The sequence below is a fragment of the Endozoicomonas montiporae CL-33 genome (assembly GCF_001583435.1).
Lineage (GTDB): Bacteria > Pseudomonadota > Gammaproteobacteria > Pseudomonadales > Endozoicomonadaceae > Endozoicomonas_A > Endozoicomonas_A montiporae.
On record NZ_CP013251.1, the window covers coordinates 2,631,896 to 2,655,720 of the forward strand.

At 49.7% G+C, this 23,825-nt stretch carries 18 protein-coding genes; 9 read left to right on the forward strand and 9 right to left on the reverse strand.

The features are described from left to right. The first annotated feature begins 41 nt into the window (after positions 1–41). Together acnD and prpF are read left to right on the forward strand one after the other, a co-directional pair. Complete coding sequence (acnD, locus tag EZMO1_RS12030; protein WP_051789878.1) at positions 42–2,681, forward strand: Fe/S-dependent 2-methylisocitrate dehydratase AcnD; 2,640 nt, start codon at positions 42–44, stop codon at positions 2,679–2,681. 9 nt (positions 2,682–2,690) lie between these two features. After that, positions 2,691–3,869: a 2-methylaconitate cis-trans isomerase PrpF gene (gene prpF / locus EZMO1_RS12035; RefSeq protein WP_034873867.1), complete on the forward strand. Its 1,179-nt coding sequence runs from the start codon at positions 2,691–2,693 to the stop codon at positions 3,867–3,869. Between the two features lie 46 nt (positions 3,870–3,915). On the opposite strand, the gene EZMO1_RS12040 is transcribed toward prpF, so the two are convergent. The 3 genes from EZMO1_RS12040 to ppsR form a co-directional block, all read right to left on the reverse strand. Further along, complete coding sequence (locus EZMO1_RS12040) at positions 3,916–5,313, reverse strand: IS110 family RNA-guided transposase (protein ID WP_061509430.1); 1,398 nt, start codon at positions 5,311–5,313, stop codon at positions 3,916–3,918. Positions 5,314–5,694: 381 nt separating this feature from the next. Then, a complete protein-coding gene (locus EZMO1_RS12045) occupies positions 5,695–6,186 on the reverse strand; it encodes a GNAT family N-acetyltransferase (protein ID WP_051789570.1) in 492 nt (163 codons plus the stop codon). Positions 6,187–6,220: 34 nt separating this feature from the next. Beyond that, positions 6,221–7,042 carry a posphoenolpyruvate synthetase regulatory kinase/phosphorylase PpsR gene (gene ppsR, locus EZMO1_RS12050; RefSeq protein WP_034873869.1) on the reverse strand — a complete coding sequence of 274 codons (822 nt, stop codon included), beginning with the start codon at positions 7,040–7,042 and terminating at the stop codon, positions 6,221–6,223. 405 nt (positions 7,043–7,447) lie between these two features. Between ppsR and ppsA the strand changes: the two genes are divergently transcribed. The 3 genes from ppsA to EZMO1_RS12065 all read left to right on the forward strand — a co-directional run bounded on the left by ppsA (position 7,448) and on the right by EZMO1_RS12065 (position 12,034). Further along, positions 7,448–9,850: a phosphoenolpyruvate synthase gene (gene ppsA / locus EZMO1_RS12055; protein ID WP_413783204.1), complete on the forward strand. Its 2,403-nt coding sequence runs from the start codon at positions 7,448–7,450 to the stop codon at positions 9,848–9,850. Positions 9,851–9,991: 141 nt separating this feature from the next. Next, positions 9,992–10,540, forward strand: coding sequence for a heme NO-binding domain-containing protein (locus tag EZMO1_RS12060; protein WP_034873871.1), 549 nt, complete (start codon positions 9,992–9,994; stop codon positions 10,538–10,540). A gap of 27 nt (positions 10,541–10,567) precedes the next feature. Further along, positions 10,568–12,034 (forward strand): ATP-binding protein, encoded by a 1,467-nt coding sequence (locus EZMO1_RS12065; protein WP_051789572.1) that lies wholly within the window; start codon positions 10,568–10,570, stop codon positions 12,032–12,034. A gap of 3 nt (positions 12,035–12,037) precedes the next feature. Here EZMO1_RS12065 and EZMO1_RS12070 read toward each other — a convergent pair whose 3' ends face one another. Then, positions 12,038–13,003 (reverse strand): threonine ammonia-lyase, encoded by a 966-nt coding sequence (locus EZMO1_RS12070; protein WP_187300069.1) that lies wholly within the window; start codon positions 13,001–13,003, stop codon positions 12,038–12,040. A 351-nt stretch (positions 13,004–13,354) separates the two neighbouring features. Here EZMO1_RS12070 and EZMO1_RS27790 point away from each other — a divergent pair, with 351 nt between their 5' ends. Continuing rightward, positions 13,355–13,489 carry a hypothetical protein gene (locus tag EZMO1_RS27790; protein WP_269077859.1) on the forward strand — a complete coding sequence of 45 codons (135 nt, stop codon included), beginning with the start codon at positions 13,355–13,357 and terminating at the stop codon, positions 13,487–13,489. A gap of 87 nt (positions 13,490–13,576) precedes the next feature. On the opposite strand, the gene purB is transcribed toward EZMO1_RS27790, so the two are convergent. From purB to mnmA, 3 genes are all read right to left on the reverse strand, one after another. Continuing rightward, the gene (gene purB, locus EZMO1_RS12075; RefSeq protein ID WP_034873875.1) at positions 13,577–14,947 is read right to left on the reverse strand and encodes an adenylosuccinate lyase; all 1,371 of its coding nucleotides are present in this window, start codon (positions 14,945–14,947) and stop codon (positions 13,577–13,579) included. A 203-nt stretch (positions 14,948–15,150) separates the two neighbouring features. Next, complete coding sequence (hflD, locus tag EZMO1_RS12080; protein ID WP_082211751.1) at positions 15,151–15,813, reverse strand: high frequency lysogenization protein HflD; 663 nt, start codon at positions 15,811–15,813, stop codon at positions 15,151–15,153. Positions 15,814–15,836: 23 nt separating this feature from the next. After that, complete coding sequence (mnmA, locus tag EZMO1_RS12085; protein ID WP_034873877.1) at positions 15,837–16,958, reverse strand: tRNA 2-thiouridine(34) synthase MnmA; 1,122 nt, start codon at positions 16,956–16,958, stop codon at positions 15,837–15,839. Positions 16,959–17,378: 420 nt separating this feature from the next. Here mnmA and EZMO1_RS12090 point away from each other — a divergent pair, with 420 nt between their 5' ends. The 3 genes from EZMO1_RS12090 to clpA all read left to right on the forward strand — a co-directional run bounded on the left by EZMO1_RS12090 (position 17,379) and on the right by clpA (position 22,656). After that, complete coding sequence (locus tag EZMO1_RS12090; protein WP_034873879.1) at positions 17,379–19,601, forward strand: NADP-dependent isocitrate dehydrogenase; 2,223 nt, start codon at positions 17,379–17,381, stop codon at positions 19,599–19,601. 386 nt (positions 19,602–19,987) lie between these two features. Further along, positions 19,988–20,344 carry an ATP-dependent Clp protease adapter ClpS gene (clpS, locus tag EZMO1_RS12095; protein WP_034875257.1) on the forward strand — a complete coding sequence of 119 codons (357 nt, stop codon included), beginning with the start codon at positions 19,988–19,990 and terminating at the stop codon, positions 20,342–20,344. Between the two features lie 20 nt (positions 20,345–20,364). After that, positions 20,365–22,656, forward strand: coding sequence for an ATP-dependent Clp protease ATP-binding subunit ClpA (gene clpA, locus EZMO1_RS12100; protein ID WP_034873882.1), 2,292 nt, complete (start codon positions 20,365–20,367; stop codon positions 22,654–22,656). Between the two features lie 94 nt (positions 22,657–22,750). Here the strand turns inward: clpA and infA are convergent, their stop codons facing one another. Both infA and EZMO1_RS12110 read right to left on the reverse strand, forming a co-directional pair. Then, positions 22,751–22,969: a translation initiation factor IF-1 gene (gene infA, locus EZMO1_RS12105; RefSeq protein WP_034842760.1), complete on the reverse strand. Its 219-nt coding sequence runs from the start codon at positions 22,967–22,969 to the stop codon at positions 22,751–22,753. Between the two features lie 133 nt (positions 22,970–23,102). After that, positions 23,103–23,810, reverse strand: coding sequence for an arginyltransferase (locus tag EZMO1_RS12110; protein WP_034873885.1), 708 nt, complete (start codon positions 23,808–23,810; stop codon positions 23,103–23,105). Positions 23,811–23,825 lie beyond the last annotated feature (15 nt).

A 23,825-nucleotide genomic window follows, 5' to 3' on the forward strand; every position in this document is an offset into this window, starting at 1 on the left:
TTCTCTGCTATCCGGTGGATTCATTAGTGATGAGTACGGTCATGAACACTGCCTATCGAAAACCATTACCAGACACTGATCTGGATTACTATGACACTCAGGCTGCCATTGATGCGATTCAGCCGGGTGCCTATTCAAAACTACCTTATACCTCTCGCGTGTTGGCTGAAAATCTGGTGCGCCGCTGCGATCCTGCCACGCTGACAGACTCCCTTAAACAGATTATTGAGCGGAAGCGGGAGCTGGATTTCCCCTGGTATCCGGCCAGAGTTGTTTGTCACGATATTCTTGGGCAGACAGCGCTGGTGGATCTTGCGGGTTTGCGAGACGCCATTGCCGAACAGGGCGGCGATCCGGCAGAGATTAACCCTGTAGTACCCACCCAGTTGATCGTGGATCATTCTCTGGCGGTGGAGCACGGTGGTTACGACAAAGAAGCGTTTAATAAAAACCGTGCTATTGAAGACCGGCGCAATGAAGACCGCTTTCATTTTATTAACTGGACGAAAGATGCGTTTCAGAATGTGGATGTTATTCCGCCGGGCAATGGCATTTTGCACCAGATCAATCTGGAAAAGATGTCGCCGGTGGTTCAGTCCCGTGACGGCGTAGCCTTTCCGGACACGCTGGTGGGCACCGACAGTCACACACCCCATGTGGATGCGCTGGGAGTGATTGCCATCGGTGTTGGAGGACTGGAAGCCGAAAGTGTGATGCTGGGAAGAGCTTCCTGGATGCGTCTGCCCGATATTATTGGTGTAGAAATCGTGGGCAAACGTCAACCGGGCATCACGGCGACAGACATTGTACTGGCCATCACTGAATTTCTTCGCAATAAGAAAGTGGTGTCGTCTTATCTGGAATTTTACGGTGAAGGTGTTGCCGATCTGACGCTAGGGGATCGCGCCACTATTTCCAACATGACGCCGGAGTTTGGTGCCTCTGCGGGTATGTTCTATATCGATCAGCAGACCATTGACTACCTGAAGCTCACTGGTCGGGACGATAAACAAGTCAAACTGGTTGAGCATTATGCAAAAACGACGGGGCTGTGGGCGGACAGTCTGGAGCAGGCTGAATATGAACGGGTTCTGACGTTCGATCTTTCCAGTGTCGGTCGTAATCTTGCCGGACCTTCCAACCCTCATCGTCGTGTATCAACCTCGGATCTGGCGCAGCAGGGTATTGCCGGTAAGGTAGAAAACGAACCGGGTCTGATGCCGGACGGTGCCATTATCATTGCGGCTATTACCAGCTGCACCAATACCTCTAACCCAAGAAACATTGTGGCTGCCGGGTTGCTGGCGAAAAAAGCTAATGAGCTGGGGCTGGTTCGTAAACCCTGGGTGAAAACCTCTTTTGCACCGGGTTCGAAAGCGGCGCAGTTGTATCTTGAATCGGCGGATTTACTGCCTGAGCTTGAACAGCTTGGTTTTGGCATTGTTGGTTTTGCCTGCACCACCTGTAATGGTATGAGTGGTGCGCTTGATCCGGTGATTCAGCAGGAGGTGGTTGATCGTGACCTTTACGCAACGGCTGTTCTGTCGGGTAACCGTAACTTTGATGGGCGTATTCATCCCTTCGCCAAACAAGCATTTCTGGCATCACCCCCCTTAGTGGTGGCCTATGCCATTGCCGGTACCATTCGCTTTGATATTGAAAAGGATGTGCTGGGAACGGACGCTCAGGGCAATCCCGTGACCCTGAAGGATCTCTGGCCCACGGATGAAGAGATCGATGCCATCATCCGTGAGCATGTGAAGCCTGAGCAATTCCGTGAAGTGTATATCCCGATGTTTGATCTTGCATCAGACCGTACGGAGCGCATTGATCCGCTTTATCAGTGGCGTCCCCAAAGTACCTATATTCGCCGGCCTCCCTATTGGGAAGGTGCCTTAGCGGGTGAGCGGACCATGAAAGGTATGCGGCCTTTAGCCGTTCTGGGCGATAACATCACAACGGATCACCTGTCACCGTCCAACGCTATTTTAGCTGGCAGTGCTGCAGGAGAATATCTGGCGAAGATGGGACTGCCGGAAGAAGACTTCAACTCTTATGCAACCCATCGGGGCGATCACCTTACGGCGCAGAGAGCCACCTTTGCTAACCCCAAACTGCTCAACGAAATGGTGACGGACAAGGGCGAGGTGGTTCAGGGTTCATTGGCAAGGGTTGAGCCGGAGAGCAAGGTGACCCGTATGTGGGAAGCCATTGAAACCTATATGGAACGACAACAGCCGCTGATTATCATTGCCGGTGCAGATTACGGGCAGGGGTCTTCCCGTGACTGGGCGGCGAAAGGCGTTCGGCTTGCGGGGGTGGAAGTGATCGTTGCAGAAGGCTTTGAACGGATTCACCGTACCAATCTGGTGGGAATGGGTGTATTACCGCTGGAGTTCAAACCAGACGTTACCCGCAAGACGCTGGGAATAGATGGCACAGAAACCTTTGATGTGAAAGGGGACAGGACACCCGGCACAACATTGACTCTGTTGATCCATCGTCGTGATGGCAGTACTGAGGAAGTACCTGTGACCTGTCGTCTTGATACGGCTGAAGAAGTATCCATTTATGAAGCCGGTGGTGTATTGCAGCGCTTTGCCAGTGACTTTCTTAATAAGGAGAGTCTCAACAAAGAGAGTCTCAGTCAGGATGCGTCATCGGAAGATGCCGTGGCATAAGGAGGTTGTATGAGTTTTGTACCTCAGGTAAAAATACCGGCGACGTATATGCGTGGCGGAACCAGTAAAGGGGTGTTCTTCAGTCTTGAAGAACTTCCCGAATCGGCGCAGGTTGCTGGTGAAGCCAGAGACAAGCTGTTGTTACGGGTGATTGGTAGTCCCGATCCTTATGGTAAGCACACCGATGGCATGGGGGGAGCGACCTCCAGTACCAGCAAAACCGTCATTGTTGCCAGTAGTGAGCAGCCTGATCACGATGTGGATTATCTGTTTGGTCAGGTTGCCATTGATAAACCCTTTGTGGACTGGAGTGGCAACTGTGGCAATTTGACTGCAGCCGTGGGCTCTTTTGCCATCAGCAAAGGTCTCGTTGATCCTGACCGGATTCCGGAAAATGGTGTAGCGATCGTTCGGATCTGGCAGGTCAATATTCAGAAAACCATTGTTGCCCATGTTCCTGTCACCAATGGACAGGTACAGGAAACCGGTGATTTTGAACTGGATGGTGTGACTTTTCCTGCGGCAGAAGTGCAGGTGGAGTTTCTAAAGCCGGTGGATGCTTCTGAAGCCATGTTTCCAACCGGACGGCTGGTGGATGAACTGGATGTACCTGGCGTGGGTGTTCTACGGGCCACCATGATCAATGCCGGTATTCCTACCATCTTTCTGAATGCCGAAGAGATTGGCTATACCGGTACCGAGTTGCAGGCAGCGATTAATGGTGATGACGCAGCGTTAGCGCGGTTTGAAACCATTCGGGCTTATGGTGCTGTGAAAATGGGGCTGATAGATCAGGTTGATCAGGCGGCACAGAGGCAGCATACGCCAAAGGTCGCTTTTGTAAATAAGCCTGCAGACTACGAAACCTCCAGTGGCAAAGTGGTGCACAAGGACGATATTGATCTGCTCGTCAGGGCGTTATCCATGGGGAAATTGCACCATGCCATGATGGGCACTGCTGCCGTAGCGATAGGAACAGCTGCCGCGATTCCCGGAACGCTGGTAAATCAGGCAGCGGGTGGTGGCGAGCTTCAGGCCGTTCGCTTTGGTCATCCGTCGGGCACATTAAAAGTGGGCGCAGAAGCCATCATTGATGATGGTGAGTGGCGTGTTAACAAGGCGGTCATGAGTCGAAGCGCCAGAGTGTTGATGGAAGGCTGGGTTCGTGTTCCGGGCGATGCTTTCTAACGTTGCTTCTGAGTAACTCCCCATGAGCTCGCCGGTTAGCAAGCCCCTAACCGACAGCAGTTTCAACCGGCGTTAATGTGAAGCCCATATCTTTAGCCTTCTGCTTCAGGGTTTTTAAAACTCTTTCTCTGTAACGCTGCTCAAAGTATTCCTGACCTTCATCTACATACTGGCTCCCATGCTTGAGCATACTGTAAACCAGCCTTGCCAGCTTATGCGCTGTTGCCGTAATCGCCTTTGGAGCACCAAGCTTGCTTCGCATTCTTCGGTAATAAGCACCCAAAGCACTTTTTGATCTGGTCAGTGAATAAGCCGCCAACCTGAATGCTGTTGCGGCTGCGCCTGGCAAACGCTTGGTTTTCCGGTTCAGAACTTTACCACCGGATATTTTGGTTCCGGGGCAGAGCCCTAACCAGGAGGCAAAATGTTTAGCGGAAGGCCATCGACTCATATCCAGACCGATTTCTGAAACAATCTTCAGAGCCGTATTTTCGTCGATGCCGTCGATATCAGTCAGATCGACACCGCTCACCCGGTTGAGCTCTGAACGCACATCAAAGTCTGGAGCGCAACGGGACTTCCGTTTTTTTGAAGGCTTATCTGGCGTAGAAGGCTTTTGAGAGTCTTTATCATCTTTGCTGTCAAATGTGTTGAGCTTCTGTTCCAGAGCTTTGTCACAAGCCCTGATTTTTTCATCATAAGTATCGTAAAGTTCAACAGCTTGCCGCAGAGCAAATACATGCTCATCCCGGTAATGCCCCTTCAGGGATTTGGCGATTTCTTCCTCGGATTTTTTGCAGTGCTTGTCACGATATCTGGCCAGCTCCACAGGATTCCGCTGCCCATTCAGTATGGCGCGGATAATAGTCATACCGGTTTTTCCGGTAATATCAGTCACCACATTATCCAGTAACAGATTCATCTGTCGAAGTGCCTTTTGCATATGCTGGATGTGGGAAGCACGGTAGCCAACAAGAGTGTCACGTTGTCGTCTATAGGATCGCAATGAACAAACCTGTTCATCCGGGCGGAACGCGCCATTGAGCAATCCGTAAGTATGTAGCTGCAAAAGCCATTGGCAGTCCAGAACATCAGACTTACGTCCGGCAACATTCTTTACATGTCGTGCATTGACCAGCTTTACGTCAAGTCCCCGGGATTCCAGTATTTCAAACGCAGGTATCCAGTAAATCCCGGTTGACTCCATCACAACGGTGGTAATGCCAAGCTTTACGAGCCAGTCAGCCATAGCTTCAAGGTCTGCGGTAAAACAGCCAAATGAACGCACCGGTTGTTCATCTAACTCTTCTGGCACTGCAACAAAGTGTGACTCTGACCCGATATCAATACCGGCGGCAAAGAGATTGATTTTCTCCAGATGTCCAGCAATACGCTTTTTGACTCTGTCAGAATGGGAACGGTTGGATTTGCTGCGGCGAGACATGGTTTACCCTCTATACTTCCGTGCGAAGGCATATCCGGATATGGGGCTGTCGATGATTCGCATTCTTCCGAACGAGATCGCATATTGCGTCATCAGTGATGTTGTCGCCAGCTCCCCGACCACGCTTTCAAACGGGCAAAAGGCACCAGTGTGTTTACGGTCTCTGGTCCGGATATGTCTTCCTTTCTATCATAGGCATGTAGGCAGTAGTTGGGAGAAAAGTTACTCATAGATGTTCAGCCGGGGGCCCGGCTTGGAGCGCTTTCAAGATGCTACGTTGTTGTCGGCGTTCGCTCACCCCGATCACCTACTACTCGTAGGCTCACGGGGCTTCGTTCACTTGTCGCCTAGTAGCATCTTGAAATCCAATAGGTATATCCTCTACAGCTTTAACTTGAAGCCTTCATGGGAATCCACAAACCCCAGGTTTCGATAGAACTTCAATGCTTCAGGCCGTTGTTTGTCTGAAGTCAGTTGCACCAGATTGCACTGCCTTTCTCTGGCGCGTTCGATGGACCATTGCACAAATTCTGTGCCCAGACCCCGACCTCTGAAGTCACTGTGAACCCGCACACTTTCTATCAGACAGCGCCAGGAACCGGTATGGCTCAGGTAGGGGATAAAGGTCAGCTGCAGCATGCCTGCAATCCGCTGGTTGTATTCAACCACCATCAGTTCATTATTGGGGTCTTCAAGAATGGCTTTCAGTACCGCCTGATACCGGGGATTGACCGGTGATGAGGTGTCTTCCCGCAGTTGCCCCAGTTTGTCATCGGCCAGCATGGCAATGAGGTCAGGCAGATCGCTGGTTTCAGCATGTCTATAGCTAAGGCGATAGCTATGTTTTTCGCTCAATGTATCGTTCGGTTTCATGCGCGCTCCCTGTTACAGCCGGAACAGGTTACCTTTATTTCAACCGTCTTTCTAATTCGGTCAGCGCCATGATTCGGGTGGCGATTTCTTCTACCGAGTAATCCGTACTGTTGATGGATGGAATTCGTTCCTGACGGTACATCTGTTCAACGTTTGCCACTTCGAACTGACACTGTTGCCTTGAGGCATAACGGCTGTTGGGTTTTCGTTCGTGGCGAATGCCGGCCAGCCGACCGGGGTGAATGGTCAGCCCGAACAGTTTATGACGGTGGGGTTCCAGTGACTTTGGCAGCTGGGTGCCGGATTCAAGGTCTTCTTCGGTGATGGGGTAGTTCGCGGCATAAATGCCAAATTGCAGGCCCAGATAAATGCAGGTCGGGGTTTTGCCCGAGCGAGACACCCCCAGCAGGATAATATCGGCTTTGTCGTAACTTCGGGTTCGGCAGCCGTCGTCATTATCCAGGGCAAACTGCACCGCTTCAATACGACGATGATAACTGTTGTTGCTCTGGGTCGAACGTTTCTGTCCGGCCTGATACAGCGGATGCTGACCAAACTGTCGCTCAAGCCCCGGTAAAAAGGCCTGGAACAGGTCAATCACATAAGCACCACTGGCATGCATCATGCTACTCACTTCTTCATTAAGGACGGTCATAAAGAGTATGGGCTGGGTTTGCCCGTTTTCTCTTGATTGGTCAATCAGTTCCAGTGCCTGTTCGGCTTTTTTAACGGTGTCCACATAAGGGAGGGTGACATGCCTGAATTCAGGGCTGGTGAATTGCGCCAGCAGGCTCTGCCCAAAAGACTCGGCAGTGATGCCGGTGCCATCAGAAATAAAAAATACGTTGCGATGCACAAAAAATACTCTTTTAGTCGGTTCAGGGTATTTCAATTAATAACAAAATCGCACATATTATACCGATGTCGAGGTGCTGAGTGTAGATTCCGTTGCCTTAGAAGCTGTTCACGATCTTATTGAGGGCTGCAAATGTCGATAAATTGCCCCTGTTTTTTGATCTCATTCGTTGCGTAGCACCACTACGCGCCTCATGAGATCAAAAAACAGCAACAATTTCTCACCATTTTCGCTTTCCTCAAAAGATCATGAACAGCTTCTTAAAGGGTTGTTCGAGCGCATTTTTCTGTGGTTTGTGACTGGCAGAAACAAAGTGAACAGCGTTTAAGGCTTCTGGGTTGTATCGGGAATAAGTGAAACAGCAACCGCGTGTTTACAGGGGAAACGCGCCAGAGGAAAACGATTGTGGCTAGTTCTTCAAACAGTTCGATAGAGAGTCCATTTAATAATTTCGTTGCCAGTCTGGATTCATTGGGTGCCAACGATGTAGAGCGGGTGGGCGGCAAGAATGCATCACTGGGTGAAATGATCAGCAACCTGAGTGGTGTCGGGGTCAGAGTGCCGGGGGGCTTTGCCACTACTGCAGAAGCGTATTGTGACTTTCTTGAAAGTAATGGACTGTATGACCGAATCCATGACGTTCTTGATGACCTGGACATTAATAATATCCGGGCGCTGGCCACAGCCGGTGCACAAATCCGGCACTGGATTATGTCCGAACCATTTCGCCCTGAGCTTGAGCATGCGATTATTGAGTCTTACCAGTTATTGTGTGGTGAGCAGGCCGATCTTCCGGTCGCAGTACGTTCATCGGCAACGGCAGAAGATTTGCCGGATGCTTCGTTTGCCGGCCAGCAGGAAACGTTTCTGAACATCCGTGGCGCCAAAAACGTGTTGCACGCGGTAAGAGAGGTGTTTGCTTCCCTGTTTAATGACCGGGCCATTGCTTACCGGGTGCATCAGGGCTTTGATCATCGCAATGTCGCGTTGTCTGCGGGTATTCAGCGCATGGTTCGTAGTGAAACCGGTGCTGCCGGCGTCATGTTTACCCTGGATACCGAATCAGGATTTGAAGAGGCTGTATTTATTACGTCGTCTTACGGACTGGGTGAAACCGTGGTGCAGGGAGCCGTGAATCCTGACGAGTTTTACGTTTATAAAGAAGCGCTGAGAAAAGGTCGTCCGGCAATACTCAGACGTAATCTGGGCAGCAAGGCCATCAAGATGATTTATGGACGAACCGGTACGGCTGGACTGTCAGTGAATACCGTGGATGTTGATTTGTCCGACCGCGATCGTTTCTCCATCAATGATGAAGATGTGTTGGAACTGGCCCGTCAGGCTATGACCATTGAGCAGCACTACGGTTGCCCAATGGATATTGAGTGGGCAAAGGGCGGCGATGATGGCTTGCTGTATATCGTTCAGGCACGTCCGGAAACGGTTCAGAGTCGTTCAGGCAACCGGCTGGAAAGCTATCGTCTGCTGGAAAAAGCTGAACCATTGGTGGAAGGCCGCAGTATTGGTCAGCTTATTGGTCAGGGACGGGCACGGTTGATTTCCGACCTGAACGATATGGATTTGTTACAGGAAGGCGATGTACTGGTCACCGATATGACCGACCCGGACTGGGAGCCGGTGATGAAGCGTGCTTCAGCCATTGTCACGAATCGGGGTGGACGAACCTGTCATGCGGCCATTATTGCCAGAGAACTGGGTATTCCCGCCGTAGTGGGCTGTGGCGATGCCACCAGAGCGGTTGAAGAGGGTAAGGATATCACCGTGTCTTGTGCGGAAGGCGACATCGGATTTATTTATCCGGGGTTGTTGAATTTCGAACACAATGTGCGTGATCTTCAGCAGATGCCGGAATTGCCTTTTAAATTGATGATGAATGTGGGGAATCCGGATCGGGCATTCAGCTTCTCCCGTTTGTCTAACAGTGGTGTTGGTTTGGCAAGGCTGGAATTTATTATTAATAAAATGATCGGGGTGCACCCGAAGGCATTACTGAATTTCGAGACTCTGCCCGATAATGTGAAGCGAATTGTTTCCGAGCGCATAGCTGGTTACAAAGACCCTGTCTCTTTCTATATAGACAAACTGGTAGAAGGTGTAGCTTCTATTGCAGCCGCGTTTGCTCCGGAAAAAGTGATTGTGCGGTTGTCTGATTTTAAGTCCAATGAGTATGCCAACCTGATTGGCGGCTCTCTCTATGAACCCGATGAAGAAAACCCGATGCTCGGTTTTCGAGGTGCTTCGCGTTATATCTCCGAGTCTTTCCGGGACTGCTTTGAGCTGGAATGTATTGCCATGAAGCGGGTGCGGGAAGAGTTGGGGCTGGATAATGTCGAGCTGATGGTGCCTTTTGTTCGCACGCCGGATGAAGCCAGACAAGTGGTGGAGCTTATGGAAGGCTTTGGCTTGAAAAGGGGTGAGAATGGTTTGCGCCTGATCATGATGTGTGAATTGCCCTCCAATGCCCTGATGGCTGACGAATTTCTGCAATACTTTGATGGCTTCTCCATTGGTTCCAACGATATGACCCAGCTGACCCTCGGGCTGGATCGGGACTCCGGCTTGATCGCCCACCTGTTTGATGAGCGTAACAGTGCGGTGAAGCAACTGTTGTCCATGGCGATCAAGGCCTGTCGTGAGCAAGGCAAATACATTGGTATTTGTGGCCAGGGGCCGAGCGATCATCCTGATCTTGCCCGCTGGCTGATGGAGCAGGGTATCGAGACCGTTTCCCTGAATCCTGACTCGGTGGTTGAGACCTGGTTATATCTTGCGGGTCAATCGAACTAGGCGCCCTGTTTCAATCGTTTTCTTTTCTGGTCTTTTTTCAGCGTGTCCTCAGGGGCACGCTGCCTCTTAAAATCCCTCCCTATAAATTCTGCTTACGGTGCCGCTAATTTAGGTAAGTTCCTTCCTGCAGGTCAGACACCAATGAAAGGTGTGATATTTACTGAGTTTATGGAAATGGTCGAAGACCGTTTCTCGGTAGAAGTGGCAGAAGAGATTCTTTCGGCTGCGAATCTTGAATCCAATGGTGAATACACTTCTCTGGGTACCTATTCCCATGAGGAAGTGTTGAATCTGGTGACGTTGCTCAGTGAAAAAAGCGGGCTTGCAGTGGGGGATCTGGTACTGGCCTTTGGTGAGTATCTGTTTGGTCGTTTTGCAACGATCCATGCAGAGTTCTTTGATGGTGTTACTTCCGGTTTTGATTTCATGGAAAAAGTGGAGGATTACATTCATATTGAAGTTCAGAAACTTTACCCGGATGCTAACCCACCCAAGCTGACATGCACCCGTGATGATGATAAGAAAATGCAGCTTCACTATCGCTCTCATCGTCCTTTTGCGTCAGTGGCTGAAGGTCTGATTAAAGGCTGTGCTGTTCATTTTAAAGAAGATATTGCGATTGACCGTCAGGATCTTCCGGGCACAGGGCCGGGAACGGAGGCGGTGTTTGTGATGGAAAGACGATCCTGATTCCTTGCGCAGGAGCGATACTTGGTCATGGATGCTGAAGCCTGGAAAAAACGTTATCAGCGTGAAAAAACTGCCCGCAAGGCGGCTGAAAGTATTGCCGAAGAAAAAACACGGGAAATATTCTTCCGAAATCAGGAGCTGACGAAACTGGCAGCCAGCCTGGAAGAGGCCGTTAAAGAAAGAACCAGTGAGCTGGAAGAGAAAAATATTAATCTGGAAGAGCATCGGGATAAACTGAAGAAGCAGCGGGAAATGTTGCAGGAAGCTAATCAGGCACTGGAAGAAAAAGCCGCTGAACTGGAAAAAATCAGTCGATATAAGTCCGAGTTTCTTGCCAATGTCTCCCACGAGTTACGAACGCCATTAAACAGTACCATCATTCTTTCCAAACTGATGGTTGAGAATGCCGAGGGCAGCCTCAGTGCCGAAGACCAGCAATCTATATCAATCATTTATAACAATGCCAATGAATTATTGGAGATCATTGAAGACATTCTGGACATGTCAAAGGTTCAGGCGGGTGAGTTGAGTATCCATATGGAAGACGTTTCTATCAGGGAGTTGTGTCAGGCGCTTGAAGACCAGTTCAGACCGCTAGCCGACGAAAAGTCACAACAATTCAGTATTGACGTTGATGAGAATCTTGGGGAATGGATCAACACTGATCGAAAGCGATTGAAGCAGATTCTTAAAAACCTGCTGTCCAATGCCTGTAAATTTACGCCAGAGAAAGGGCAGGTGAAGCTTCGGGTTTTTAAAGATGTTTGGAATCCTGACACAGACTATACCTCAGAGAGTCTGAACTTTTCGGTCTCTGACACAGGCATCGGCATCCCTCTGGATAAGCAGAAAACCGTTTTCCAGATGTTTAAGCAAGCCGATGGCAGTACCAGTCGGCAGTATGGTGGTACCGGGCTTGGTCTGGCTATTTGTCGTAAACTGGCCGATTTGATGGATTCACAGCTGACTCTGGTCAGTGACCAGGGGCAGGGTGCAACCTTTACCCTTTCGCTTCCGCCTGGCTCTTTACTGCCTGATATTGATGAACATCGCTCTTTGGGCGGCGACAGTCAGTTTTTTATCAATGCTGATGAATTCGAGCCGGAAGAAGGGGTTGAATTCAACGAAGAAACAGTATTGCTGGTGGATGACGACCTCCGAAACAGCTTCGCACTGTCGCAACTGCTTCAGAAGTACGGGCTGAAGGTGTTGCTGTCCGAAAACGGGAAGCAAGCCCTTGACCTGATGGAAACGGAACGACAGGTTGATCTTGTGCTTCTGGACTTAATGATGCCGACGATGGACGGCTTTGCCATGCTGGAACAGTTAAGAGGTCGCTATGAATACCGGATGCTGCCTGTGATAATGCTGACGGCCAGCACCGATGATGCTGATGAAAAACGCTGCAGACTGGCAGGTGCAGACGACTACCTGACCAAACCAGTGGCTGTTTCAGAACTTCTTGATTGTCTCAATCGCTGGCTGAGTGTCTGATACCTACTTATTCATGAGTTCCAGAAACAGCCCCTTATCTATGTTACCTCCTGTTGCAATAACAACAACAGACTGCCCATTGAATTGCAGGGGATATTGCAACAATGCGCCCAGAGCGATAGCGCCACTGGGCTCGAGTACCAGTTTCAGTTCTTCAAACGCCATCTGAACGGCTTCAACAACATAGTGCTCTGACACTTGTAACCCTTTAACCCCGGTCTGACGAACCACCTCAAAATTAGCTTTTCCCGGGCTTCGGGACAGCAGTGCATCGCAATGACTCAGGTTTTTTCCCGGTGCGCGACTGAGCTGGTCAACCAATAGGGACTGATTCATGCCGGCGTAGCCCTCCGGTTCAATGCCATAGACCTGTGTTCCCGTATTAAAGGTATCAAACAGAAGGCTGCAACCAGCGACCAGACTGCCACCACCCACCGGACAGAGTAAACTTTGGCACCGGGCCTGTTTTTCCTGAAGCTGATGCACCAGCTCAACACCTACTGCACTCTGTCCCTTGATGATTTCCGGGTCATCAAAGGGGTGCAGTAACACCGAACCATTCTGTGCTGCGATGTCTTCCGACAGTTTCTGAGCTGCTTCTTCTCTGGAGGGTTCAATTTGTTGGCAGAGAACGACCTGAGCACCGAGTTTTCTGGCACTGCAGATTTTATTCTCGGGAGCATCGGCAGGCATGACCAGTGTGACTTTGACGTTGAGTATTTTACCTGCGGCTGCCAGCCCTCTGGCAAAATTGCCGGATGAATAGGCGGTGACGCCCTGTTGCCTCTGCTCGGGTGTCATTTGCAGTAGTCGATAAATGGCACCTCTGAATTTGAATGCACCTGTTTTCTGCAGTGATTCTGCCTTAACCAACACTTCGCCATGGATCAGTTTTGACAGTGACTCTGCGACCAGTAGTGGTGTGACGCGGGTATAAGGCTGTTGCTGTTGATAGATCTTTCTAAGCAAGTCTGATGCTGGCAGAGCAATTTGTGTTGAAGATATAGTTGAAGGCATAGTTGGAGGCATAGTGCAAACATTGGAACAAGCATTGGAACAAGATGAATGAAAGATAGACCCTGATGGAGGTAAATGAATGTCTTCTGACCAGAAACATGAAATCAATGTAATTGCTCAACAACATGGTTGATTGAAAATGTTATAGGATGTTAATATGTGTTTGCGTTCAGTCGGTGTTCTTGAAAGTTTAAAGTAGTACTTCTGTTTAAGATGGCTGGGTAAGTTGTTGAAATAAAACCAGAGAATCAGCCTGGATTTTAAGGCAGTCAATCAAGTTCCACCGAAAGGTATAGAAAAATAATGAACTGGCTCACAAACCTGAACAAGGATCATTCGCTGTACAAAGTAGCCGATGAGTGTCTGCAAAGGGTAATGGAAAGTTACTATCTGATTCAGACTGAGCAGAAAGAAGTGCAGGACAAGAAAGAGGACTGAGAGGATTTATTGTCTGTTGTCCCTCATTATGAAGAAGGCTGCCTGATGATTCAGGCAGCCTTCTTGCTGTTCAGACTTTACCAATTATCAGATAGCGTTGGCCTGATCAACCGCGTTGCCAATGTAAGTGGCTGGCGTCATGGCTTTCAGCTCTTCCTTCACAGTCGCTGGAAGTTCCAGACCGTCAATAAAGGTAGCCAGTGTGGCTTTGGTGATACCGTCTTGACCGCGAGTCAGAGCCTTGAGTTTTTCGTAAGGCTGGTCAATACCATAGCGACGCATAACGGTCTGAATTGGTTCCGCCAGAACTTCCCAGGCGTTGTCAAGATCCGCATTCAATACGTCGGCATTAACCTGTAGCTTGCTGATGCCTTTCAGGCTGGAAGCATAGGCAATAAGGCTGTAGCCCAGACCAGTGCCCAGATTGCGCAGAACGGTTGAGTCGGTCAGGTCACGTTGCCAGCGGGAAACGGGCAGTTTTGCTGCCAGATGTTGCATCAGTGCGTTGGCGATACCCAGGTTGCCTTCAGAGTTTTCGAAGTCAATGGGGTTTACCTTGTGCGGCATGGTGGAAGAACCCACTTCACCGGCAATGGTTTTCTGCTTGAAGTAACCCAGTGAGATGTAACCCCAGACGTCACGATCAAAGTCGATCAGAATGGTGTTGAATCGACAGATAGCATCGTACAGTTCGGCGATGTAATCATGAGGTTCAATCTGGGTGGTGTAAGGGTTGAATGTCAGCCCCAGACTGGTCACGAACTGCCTGGCATGTTCCTGCCAGTTGATTTCAGGGTAGGCAGACAGGTGAGCATTGTAGTTACCTACGGCTCCATTGACTTTACCCAGTGGGGAAATAGCCTTGATCTGCTCAACCTGACGACGCAGACGATAAGCAACGTTAGCCATCTCTTTGCCCAGAGTGGTTGGTGAGGCAGTCTGGCCATGGGTGCGGGACAGCATTGGCTGAGTTGCATGCTCGCGCGCCAGCTTTTCAATATCGGTGACCAGCTCTTGCATTACAGGCAGAACGGCTTCTTCCATGCCGGCCTTCAGCATCAGGCCGTGAGACAGGTTGTTGATGTCTTCCGAGGTACAGGCGAAGTGCACGAATTCGCTGATAGCAGCGAGTTCTGCATGGTCCTGCATCTTTTCCTTGATCAGGTATTCAACGGCTTTTACATCGTGGTTGGTAGTACGTTCGATACCCTTGACGCGCTCGGCATCTGCCAGAGAAAAATCGTCAACCAGCTGATTCAGAACCGCATTGGCTTCTTCAGACAGGGCAGGAACTTCGGTGATTTGAGGATGAGCCGCCAGAGCCTGCAGCCACTTTACTTCAACAGTAACGCGGAAGCGGATCAGGCCGTACTCGCTGAAAATGGTTCTGAGACTTTCGGTTTTAGACCCATAACGACCGTCGATTGGGGATACGGCAGTCAGTGCAGTCAGCTCCATGTTTAAACGCCTTATGATCGCAGAAAGGGCGCATCATACCGGAAAAACGGCAGTGTTTCAGGTGTGATGCATGAAAAAAAGAGTAGAAATCGGTCAGTATTCTTAGGAGCCTGTCGGACTTAGCCGACCGTAGCGAGAAAATGTCCAAATCCGGCTTTTTCGCAGTAGGTCAGTGGTAAGTCCGACAGGCTCCTAGACGCGCGTTAAAGCTGCTTCAGACCTTCGAGCAATTTTTTGCGGCTCAGTAGCAGTTGCCAGCGGCTGCCGCCGGTCTGACGCCACAGAATGGCAGAACGGATGCCCGCCAGCAGGATGGCCCGGATTTTTTCGGCATTGCTTTTGATTTGCAGATGGCGCATATCACCCGACACCTGAACCCGGGTTTTGAAGGTGCTGATGGTATCGAGATAGATCCCGGCCAGGCCGGCAATGACATTTTCGTGCAGCAGGCCAAAATGTGACACCTGTTCTCCGGCACGGGACAGGCGTTGACTGATTTCCTGCAACATATTGCCATTCCGACTGAGCTTTCGCTCAAGATGAATCAGGGTGAGAGCGTAACGAACGGTGTCGCCCTGAATGGCATCGCTCTGACGTTCCAGTACGCTTTTCAGGGTTTTGCGCCCGAGAGCCAGCGAGTCATAGCCCTGAAAGATATCCTCGACAGAATCCGGATTAGTCACGAATACGCTGTGGATGGAAGGTGTTATGTCTTCATCCGTCAGCTGGCCGGTTCTTGCCAGTTGTTCAACTAACGCGGCTGCCTGAAAAATGCCGGCCAGCGCAGCGGCCTGTTCCTTTGCTGTGTATTGCACCAGTAATTCTCTGTTCCGTTCAGCGGGTCTGCAGCCTGGTTGGTGAGACATTGAGTGACCACAGACCCATTGGCTTATGCAGCTCTGGCGTCTTCTACGGTCTTGTGCCGTCCGTCAATCACGCCACCACCCAGACAAATATCATCGCTGTAGAATACCACGGACTGACCCGGAGTGACGGCTCTTTGTGCGTCGTCAAACACCACAAGATAGCGACCATCGTCCATTTTAGACAGAGTGCAGGCCTGGTCCTGCTGGCGATAACGAACTTTGGCGGTCAGTTGTGCAGGCATTTCAGGCGCTTTTCCTGAAATCCAGAAAATGTCACTGGCGGTTAAGGCCTCAGAAAACAGCAATGGGTTGTCGTTGCCTTGGCCAACGATCAGCACATTATTTCTCAGGTCTTTGTCCACCACATACCACGGCGACTCGGAAGCCCCTTTCAGGCCACCAATACCCAGACCCTGACGCTGACCAATGGTGTGATACATCAGGCCGGAATGCTTGCCAATGGTTTCACCTTCTTCGGTGATGATGTCACCGGGCTGAGCAGGCAGGTATTGCTTCAGAAAGTCACGGAAACGGCGTTCGCCAATAAAGCAGATACCGGTACTGTCTTTCTTGTTGTGGGTAATAAGGTCGTGCTGTTCAGCCAGACGGCGGACTTCCGGTTTTTCCAGTTCTCCGACTGGAAACAGGGTGCGTGCCAGTTGTTCTGTACCGACCTGGTGCAGGAAATAGGTTTGGTCTTTATTGTTGTCGAGACCTTTTTTCAGAACGGCCTGACCGTCAACCATGCCGCCTCTGGCGTAATGTCCCATGGCAATAAAATCGGCATCCAGGTGTTGGGCGTAATCGAGGAATGCCTTGAATTTGATTTCTTTATTGCAGAGGATATCCGGGTTCGGAGTACGGCCGTTGCGGTATTCATTGAGGAAGTGTTCAAAGACGTTGTCCCAGTACTCTGCCGCGAAGTTGGCCTTGTGCAGTTTGATGCCCAGCTTGTCGCACACTGCCTGCGCGTCAGCCAGATCTTCCATGGCGGTACAGTATTCGGTACCGTCATCTTCTTCCCAGTTTTTCATGAACAGACCTTCTACCTGGTAGCCCTGCTGTTTGAGCAGAAGCGCAGAGACAGAAGAATCGACACCGCCGGACATACCGACAATGACTCTGGTATCGGAAGGTTGTTTCATAGGACCTTGTTAGTCAGGAAATAGTAGCTTGTAAGCTATGAACGTAGGAATCTGCTTCGGCGTTTTCATTATAAAAGACGAAGCGGTTTCCATGATAAAAAAATAACTGGCGGCTATTCTACCTTTGGTCGGGTGCGACTTCTATATCCAGCCGGATGCGGCAGTGGTTGAGATGTTACTTACAAAAATAAGTAAAATTACACTATCGTCGCATTTATTCCCTGCCCGTGTTGGTATATCTTAGTAGCGCCTTTACACGGGGAATGGTTTTTCACTGGTTGCCCGGTGACCATAAGTAATAATAACGCCAAATGATGATCTTTTTTCTCAGGGTTACCACCCGGAATATGACAGTGAGAGTCTTACGTTGACAGGCTCCATGTGTCAATTGGAAGTGTCTTTTGGAGTCAGGAATAAACTATGACAACAGCCAAGATTATTTATACCGAGACTGACGAAGCCCCAGCCCTTGCTACTTACTCACTCCTTCCCATCGTTCAAGCCTTTGCCTCTGTTGCTGATGTCACCGTTGAAACCCGCGACATTTCTCTGGCCGGACGTATTATTGCCAATTTTCCCGAAAACCTGACGGATGGTCAGAAGATGGGTGATGCACTGGCAGAGCTGGGTGAAATGGCAAAAACGCCGGAAGCCAATATCATCAAACTGCCGAATATCAGTGCCTCGATACCACAGCTTAATGCAGCGATCAAAGAACTGCAGGCACACGGGTACGATGTACCTGATTACCCTGAAGAGCCCAAAAATCAGGCAGAAGAAGCGATAAAAGTCCGCTATTCCAAGGTGCTGGGCAGTGCTGTGAATCCGGTTTTACGAGAAGGTAACTCCGATCGTCGGGTGGCCGGGCCGGTTAAGGAATATGCAAGAAAAAATCCTCACTCCATGGGGGAGTGGAACCCGGAATCAAAGTCCCATGTTGCACACATGAGTGATGGGGATTTTTACAGCAGCGAGCAGTCTGTAGTGATGGAAGCAGCTGATAGCGTTTCTATCCAGCTGACGGATAAGAATGGCTCGGTTACGGTTCTGAAAGACGGGTTGTCTTTGCAGGCAGGCGAAGTGATTGATTCGGCGGTGATGAGCAGCGCGGCTCTCTCTGCTTTTTATGAAGCTCAGATCGAAGAAGCAAGGAAGCAGGGGGTTCTGCTCTCTCTGCATCTGAAAGCCACCATGATGAAGGTGTCTGATCCGATCATGTTTGGGCTGGCTGTTGAGGCGTACTATAAAGATGTCTTCACAAAACATGCTGAACTGTTTGAGTCTCTGGGGGTGGATGCCAGTAATGGTATTGGTGACGTTTACGCCCGCATTGAGAGCTTGCCTGCTGATCAGAAGGCTGAGGTAGAAGCGGATCTGATGAAGGTGTATGACACCCGCCCGTCTCTGGCGATGGTCGATTCAGATCGCGGTATTACCAATCTTCATGTGCCCAGCGATATTATTATTGATGCCTCCATGCCTGCTGCGATTCGCTCATCAGGCAAGATGTGGGGACCTGATGGCAAGCTTCATGATACCAAAGCAATGATTCCTGATCGTTGTTATGCCGGTGTTTATCAGGAAGTGATTCAGTTTTGCAAAGAACATGGTGCCTTTGATGTAACCACCATGGGTAATGTTTCCAATGTTGGCTTGATGGCGCAGAAAGCAGAAGAGTACGGCTCCCACGACAAAACGTTCAGGATTGCACAGGCAGGTACTGTCAGTGTTGTGAATGCTTCTGGTCATACCTTGATGGAACACAAGGTAGAGAAGGGCGATATCTGGAGAATGTGCCAGACCAAAGATGAGCCGGTTCGGGACTGGGTGAAACTGGCCGTTAACCGTGCCAGAGCAACGGGTTCTGTTGCGATTTTCTGGCTGGACGAACAGCGGGCGCACGATGCCAGCCTGATTGCTAAGGTCAATCTCTACCTCAAAGATCACGATACTGCCGGTCTTGATATCCGCATTCTGCCACCGGTTGAAGCCGTTAAAACCAGCATGGCACTGATCAGTACAGGTAAAGATACCATTTCTGTGACGGGTAATGTGCTCAGAGACTATCTGACCGATCTGTTCCCGATTCTGGAACTGGGTACCAGTGCCAAGATGCTCTCCATTGTGCCTCTGTTGGCCGGTGGTGGCCTTTATGAAACCGGTGCAGGCGGTTCAGCCCCGAAGCATGTACAGCAGTTCGTTAAGGAAAATCACCTGCGTTGGGATTCTCTTGGTGAGTTTCTGGCGCTGGCTGTTTCTCTGGAAGATCTTGCCAGCAAAACCGGTAACAGCCGGGCAAAAGTGCTGGCGTCGGCTTTGAATAAAGCGAATGGTCAGTTCCTTGAGTCCAACAAGTCTCCATCGAGAAAAGTTAACGAGCTGGATAATCGCGGTAGTCATTTTTATCTGGCGCTTTACTGGGCTGAAGCCTTGGCTGAGCAGGATGAAGATGCTGCGTTGAAAGATCGTTTTGCAGCTCTTTCTGGTAACCTGAAAGCCAATGAAGCTCAGATTATTGAAGAGCTGAATGCTGTTCAGGGTGTTACAGTCGAAATGGGTGGCTACTACCATCCCGATCCTGAACTACTGGCAAAAGCCATGCGTCCTTCTCAAGTGTTTAATGAGACGCTGGCGGCTTTATAGCTATCAGGCTGAATAGTCATCAGGCTAAACAGTCACCAGATAAAAAGTCATCAGATTAAAACGAACCCGTCTATTTCTCCCCGCAAAGCCGATACGTAACAGTATCGGCTTTTTTTCAGGCAACATCGGACTAAAGCCGATCGCACAGGCAGAACTGATTCACAGCTTCCCAAGATTAATGAAGCGCATCCGTCAATTCCTGCCAACTCTCCATTGTTCTTTTCTGCAACTTATTTAGAATGGATAGGTGGCGTTGTGCTTTTGACATACTTATTTAGTATTATTTTGTCGTTTAATGCCTGTGCCGGATTATACCGGGTCTAATGAAATACGCTGTAATACACGTGGAAAACAGTGCTATGCAGCAGACAGCAGTTCATCAATCTATGAGTAAATTTGAGCAGTTTCGTCTAAGCTTAGAGAAGGAAGGCAGAGAGCTGGAAGGTGACCATGATGTCGCTTTGCTCCCTGAGAAAGTACAGCTGAAGCCGCCTTCAATGTATCAGGTAATCATCCTGAATGACGATTTTACACCAATGGATTTTGTAGTTGAGGTCCTGGAGGTTTTTTTCAATATGACCACTGAACAGGCTACACAAGTCATGTTGAAAGTTCATACGCAGGGAAAAGCAATATGTGGCACGTTCAGCAAAGATGTTGCTGAAACCAAAGCGTCACAGGTGAATGAATACTCCAGAGAATTCCAGCATCCCCTGTTGTGCAAAACAGTTAAAGCCGATTAGCGTTCTCAGGGTACATTTTTATGCTCAATAAAGACCTCGAACTCACACTCAACAGTGCCTTCCGTGATGCGAGAAGCAAGCGTCATGAATTCATGACAGTAGAACACCTGCTTCTGGCACTGCTTGATAATGAATCCGCTTCCAGAGTGCTCGTTGCCTGTGGTGTTGACCTGGAGCGGTTGCAGCGGGAACTGAGTGAGTTTGTCGATTCTACGACCCCTCTTATTGCTTCCGAAGATACAGAACGGGAAACCCAGCCCACACTGGGCTTTCAGCGCGTACTCCAGCGTGCCGTTTTTCATGTTCAGAGTTCGGGTAAAAAAGAAGTCACCGGTGCGAATGTTCTGGTGGCTATTTTTAGTGAGCAGGAAAGTCAGGCTGTTTTCTTTCTTAAACAGCAGGATGTGGCCAGAATTGATGTTGTGAATTACATTGCCCACGGTATTGCAAAAATGCCGGGGCAGGAGCTTGAGGAAATCAGCAATGAGCTGGTGGAGGATGGCGAGTCCGAGTCATCCGGTAAAGACCCGTTAAAAACCTATGCTGCGAATCTGAATGAACAGGCTCGTCAGGGTAAGATTGATCCGCTGGTGGGTAGAGCTGAAGAAGTAGAACGTGTTTGCCAGATTCTCACTCGTCGCCGTAAAAATAACCCGTTACTGGTGGGAGAAGCCGGGGTTGGTAAAACAGCCGTTGCAGAAGGCCTCGCGAAACGGATAGTGGATGGAGAGGTCCCCGAGGTTCTTTCCAAGGCGGTTGTTTACTCTCTTGACCTTGGATCATTGCTGGCTGGTACCAAGTATCGTGGTGATTTTGAGAAGCGTTTCAAGAAGTTACTAAGCGAACTTAAACGTCTTGATAATGCCATTCTGTTCATAGACGAGATCCATACCATCATCGGTGCAGGTGCTGCTTCCGGCGGTGTAATGGATGCTTCCAACCTTTTGAAGCCATTGTTAACCTCCGGTGAGTTACGCTGTATCGGCTCAACCACCTTTCAGGAGTTTCGTGGCATTTTTGAAAAAGACAGGGCGCTGGCTCGTCGTTTCCAGAAAGTGGATATCATTGAGCCTAACGTTGAAGACACCATTGAAATTCTCCGCGGCCTGAAGCAGCGATTCGAAGAACATCATGCCATTAAGTATGAAGATGACTCCCTGCGTGCAGCCGCTGAGCTGGCGGATCGTTATATCAATGACCGGCATATGCCCGACAAGGCAATAGACGTTATTGACGAGGCGGGAGCCTATCAGCAATTGCAGTCTGAGGAAGATCGTAAAGAAGTCATTGAGGTCTCTGATGTCGAGACCATCGTTGCCAAGATGTCACGAATCCCTCCAAAGTCTGTCTCCTCTTCGGATAAAGAGCTTTTGTCCAAGCTGGAACGCAATCTTAAAATGGTCGTGTTTGGTCAGGATGATGCGATTACTTCCTTGTCTACAGCGATTAAATTGTCGCGGGCAGGTCTGAAAGCGCCAGAGAAGCCCGTGGGTTCCTTCCTGTTCTCGGGGCCTACCGGGGTCGGTAAGACAGAAGTTTGTAAACAGCTGGCGAAATCACTGGGTATCGAGTTAGTTCGCTTTGATATGTCGGAGTACATGGAAGCGCATACTGTATCGCGTTTGATTGGTGCGCCTCCGGGTTATGTGGGATACGATCAGGGAGGGTTGTTGACCGAGGCTATCAATAAAACCCCTCATTGTGTGCTGCTGCTGGATGAGATCGAAAAAGGTCATCCCGATGTCTTTAACCTTCTGCTCCAGGTCATGGATCATGGCACACTGACGGACAACAACGGCCGGAAGGCGGACTTCCGTAATATCATTCTTATTATGACCACCAATGCCGGTGCAGAAACCATGACCCGCAGTTCTATTGGTTTCACCGAGCAGGATCATACCAGTGATGGTATGAGCGTCATTAAGAAGACGTTCACACCAGAGTTCCGAAATCGTCTGGATTCCATTATTCCGTTTGAGGCACTCAAGGAAGACACCATCAAGTTCGTGGTGGATAAGTTCCTGACGGAACTGCAGGCTCAACTGGATGAGCGCAGGGTTCAGCTGGACGTTGATGATAAGGCCAGAGAGTGGCTTGCCGAGAAAGGTTATGATCGTCAAATGGGTGCCCGACCCATGGGCAGAACCATTCAGGAGCATCTTAAAAAGCCGATGGCCGAGCAGATTCTGTTTGGTAAACTGGCGGAGAATGGCGGTTTTGTTCGCGTGACTGTGAAAAAAGATGAGTTACATCTTAAGTTTGAGGCGGCCAAGAGCAAAACGTCTGATCTTGAAATTGTCGATGGGAAGTAATTCAGGATAAAAGCTGGCAGGGGCGTTTGCCCCTGATCAGACAAACCTTTCAGTTAACATTTCTTCAGGTCGTCTACAGGGGCACGCTGCGCACTTAGCGGGAGCGGTAGGTGATACGACCTTTGGTCAGATCGTAAGGGGTCAGTTCGACCTTAACCTTGTCACCAGTCAGAATACGGATGTAGTTCTTGCGCATTTTGCCGGAGATGTGGGCAGTCACGACGTGACCGTTTTCCAGCTCTACACGGAACATAGTGTTAGGCAGGGTGTCGATCACCACGCCTTCCATTTCAAGGCTTTCTTCTTTCGCCATTAAGTATTGACCTCAGGGCAAACGATGTTGGAGGAATAGAAATTTGGCTGGCATTCTGCCCTAAATCCAGCGTCAAAGCAAAGGTAACTGCTTGTTATCAAGCCAATTTGAGCAACAATCAGCAGATCACTGCTCATTTCAGGGTAACCCATCGATTATTGATGTAAATCTCCAACGGCCGGTATTGAATTTTATAATTCATCTTCTGGCAGTCTTTAATCCAGTAGCCCAGGTGCAGGTAGTCAAACCCCATTTTGCGTGTTTGCTCAATCTGCCAGAGGATGCAGTAACGACCGAGACTGCGTCTGGGGTGGTTCGGGCTATAAAAGGTGTAGATGGCCGAAAGTCCGTGCTTGAGCTTGTCTGTCACTGCTACTGCCACTAACTCATCGCCCAGCCGGAATTTATAAAAAGTACAAAAATCAGGACATTGAACCAGAAATGACTCAAACTGCTCCTGACTGGCAGGGTACATATCGCCGTCTTTATGCTGGGTATTAATGTAGGACTGATAAAGCCGGTAGGTTTCATCATCATTGACTGCCTTATGAGCGGTTACCACCAGATCCTGATTTTTATTCCAGTTTTTTTTCTGGGTTCGCCTGCGATTGAACTGTTTAACGGCGACACGGGCAGGTATGCAGGCGTTGCAGCCATTACAGCGTGGGCGGTAAATATGTCTGCCACTGCGTCGGAAACCGATATCGGACAGGTGGCTGTAAAGGCCGGAGTCCAGCTCTGTGGCCGGATCCATAAACAGAGTAATGGCCTGTCGATCCGGCAGGTAGCTGCATGCATGGGGCTGGGTTGCGTAGAATTTAAGATCTTTCAGAACACTCATTGTGTCTGGCCATCC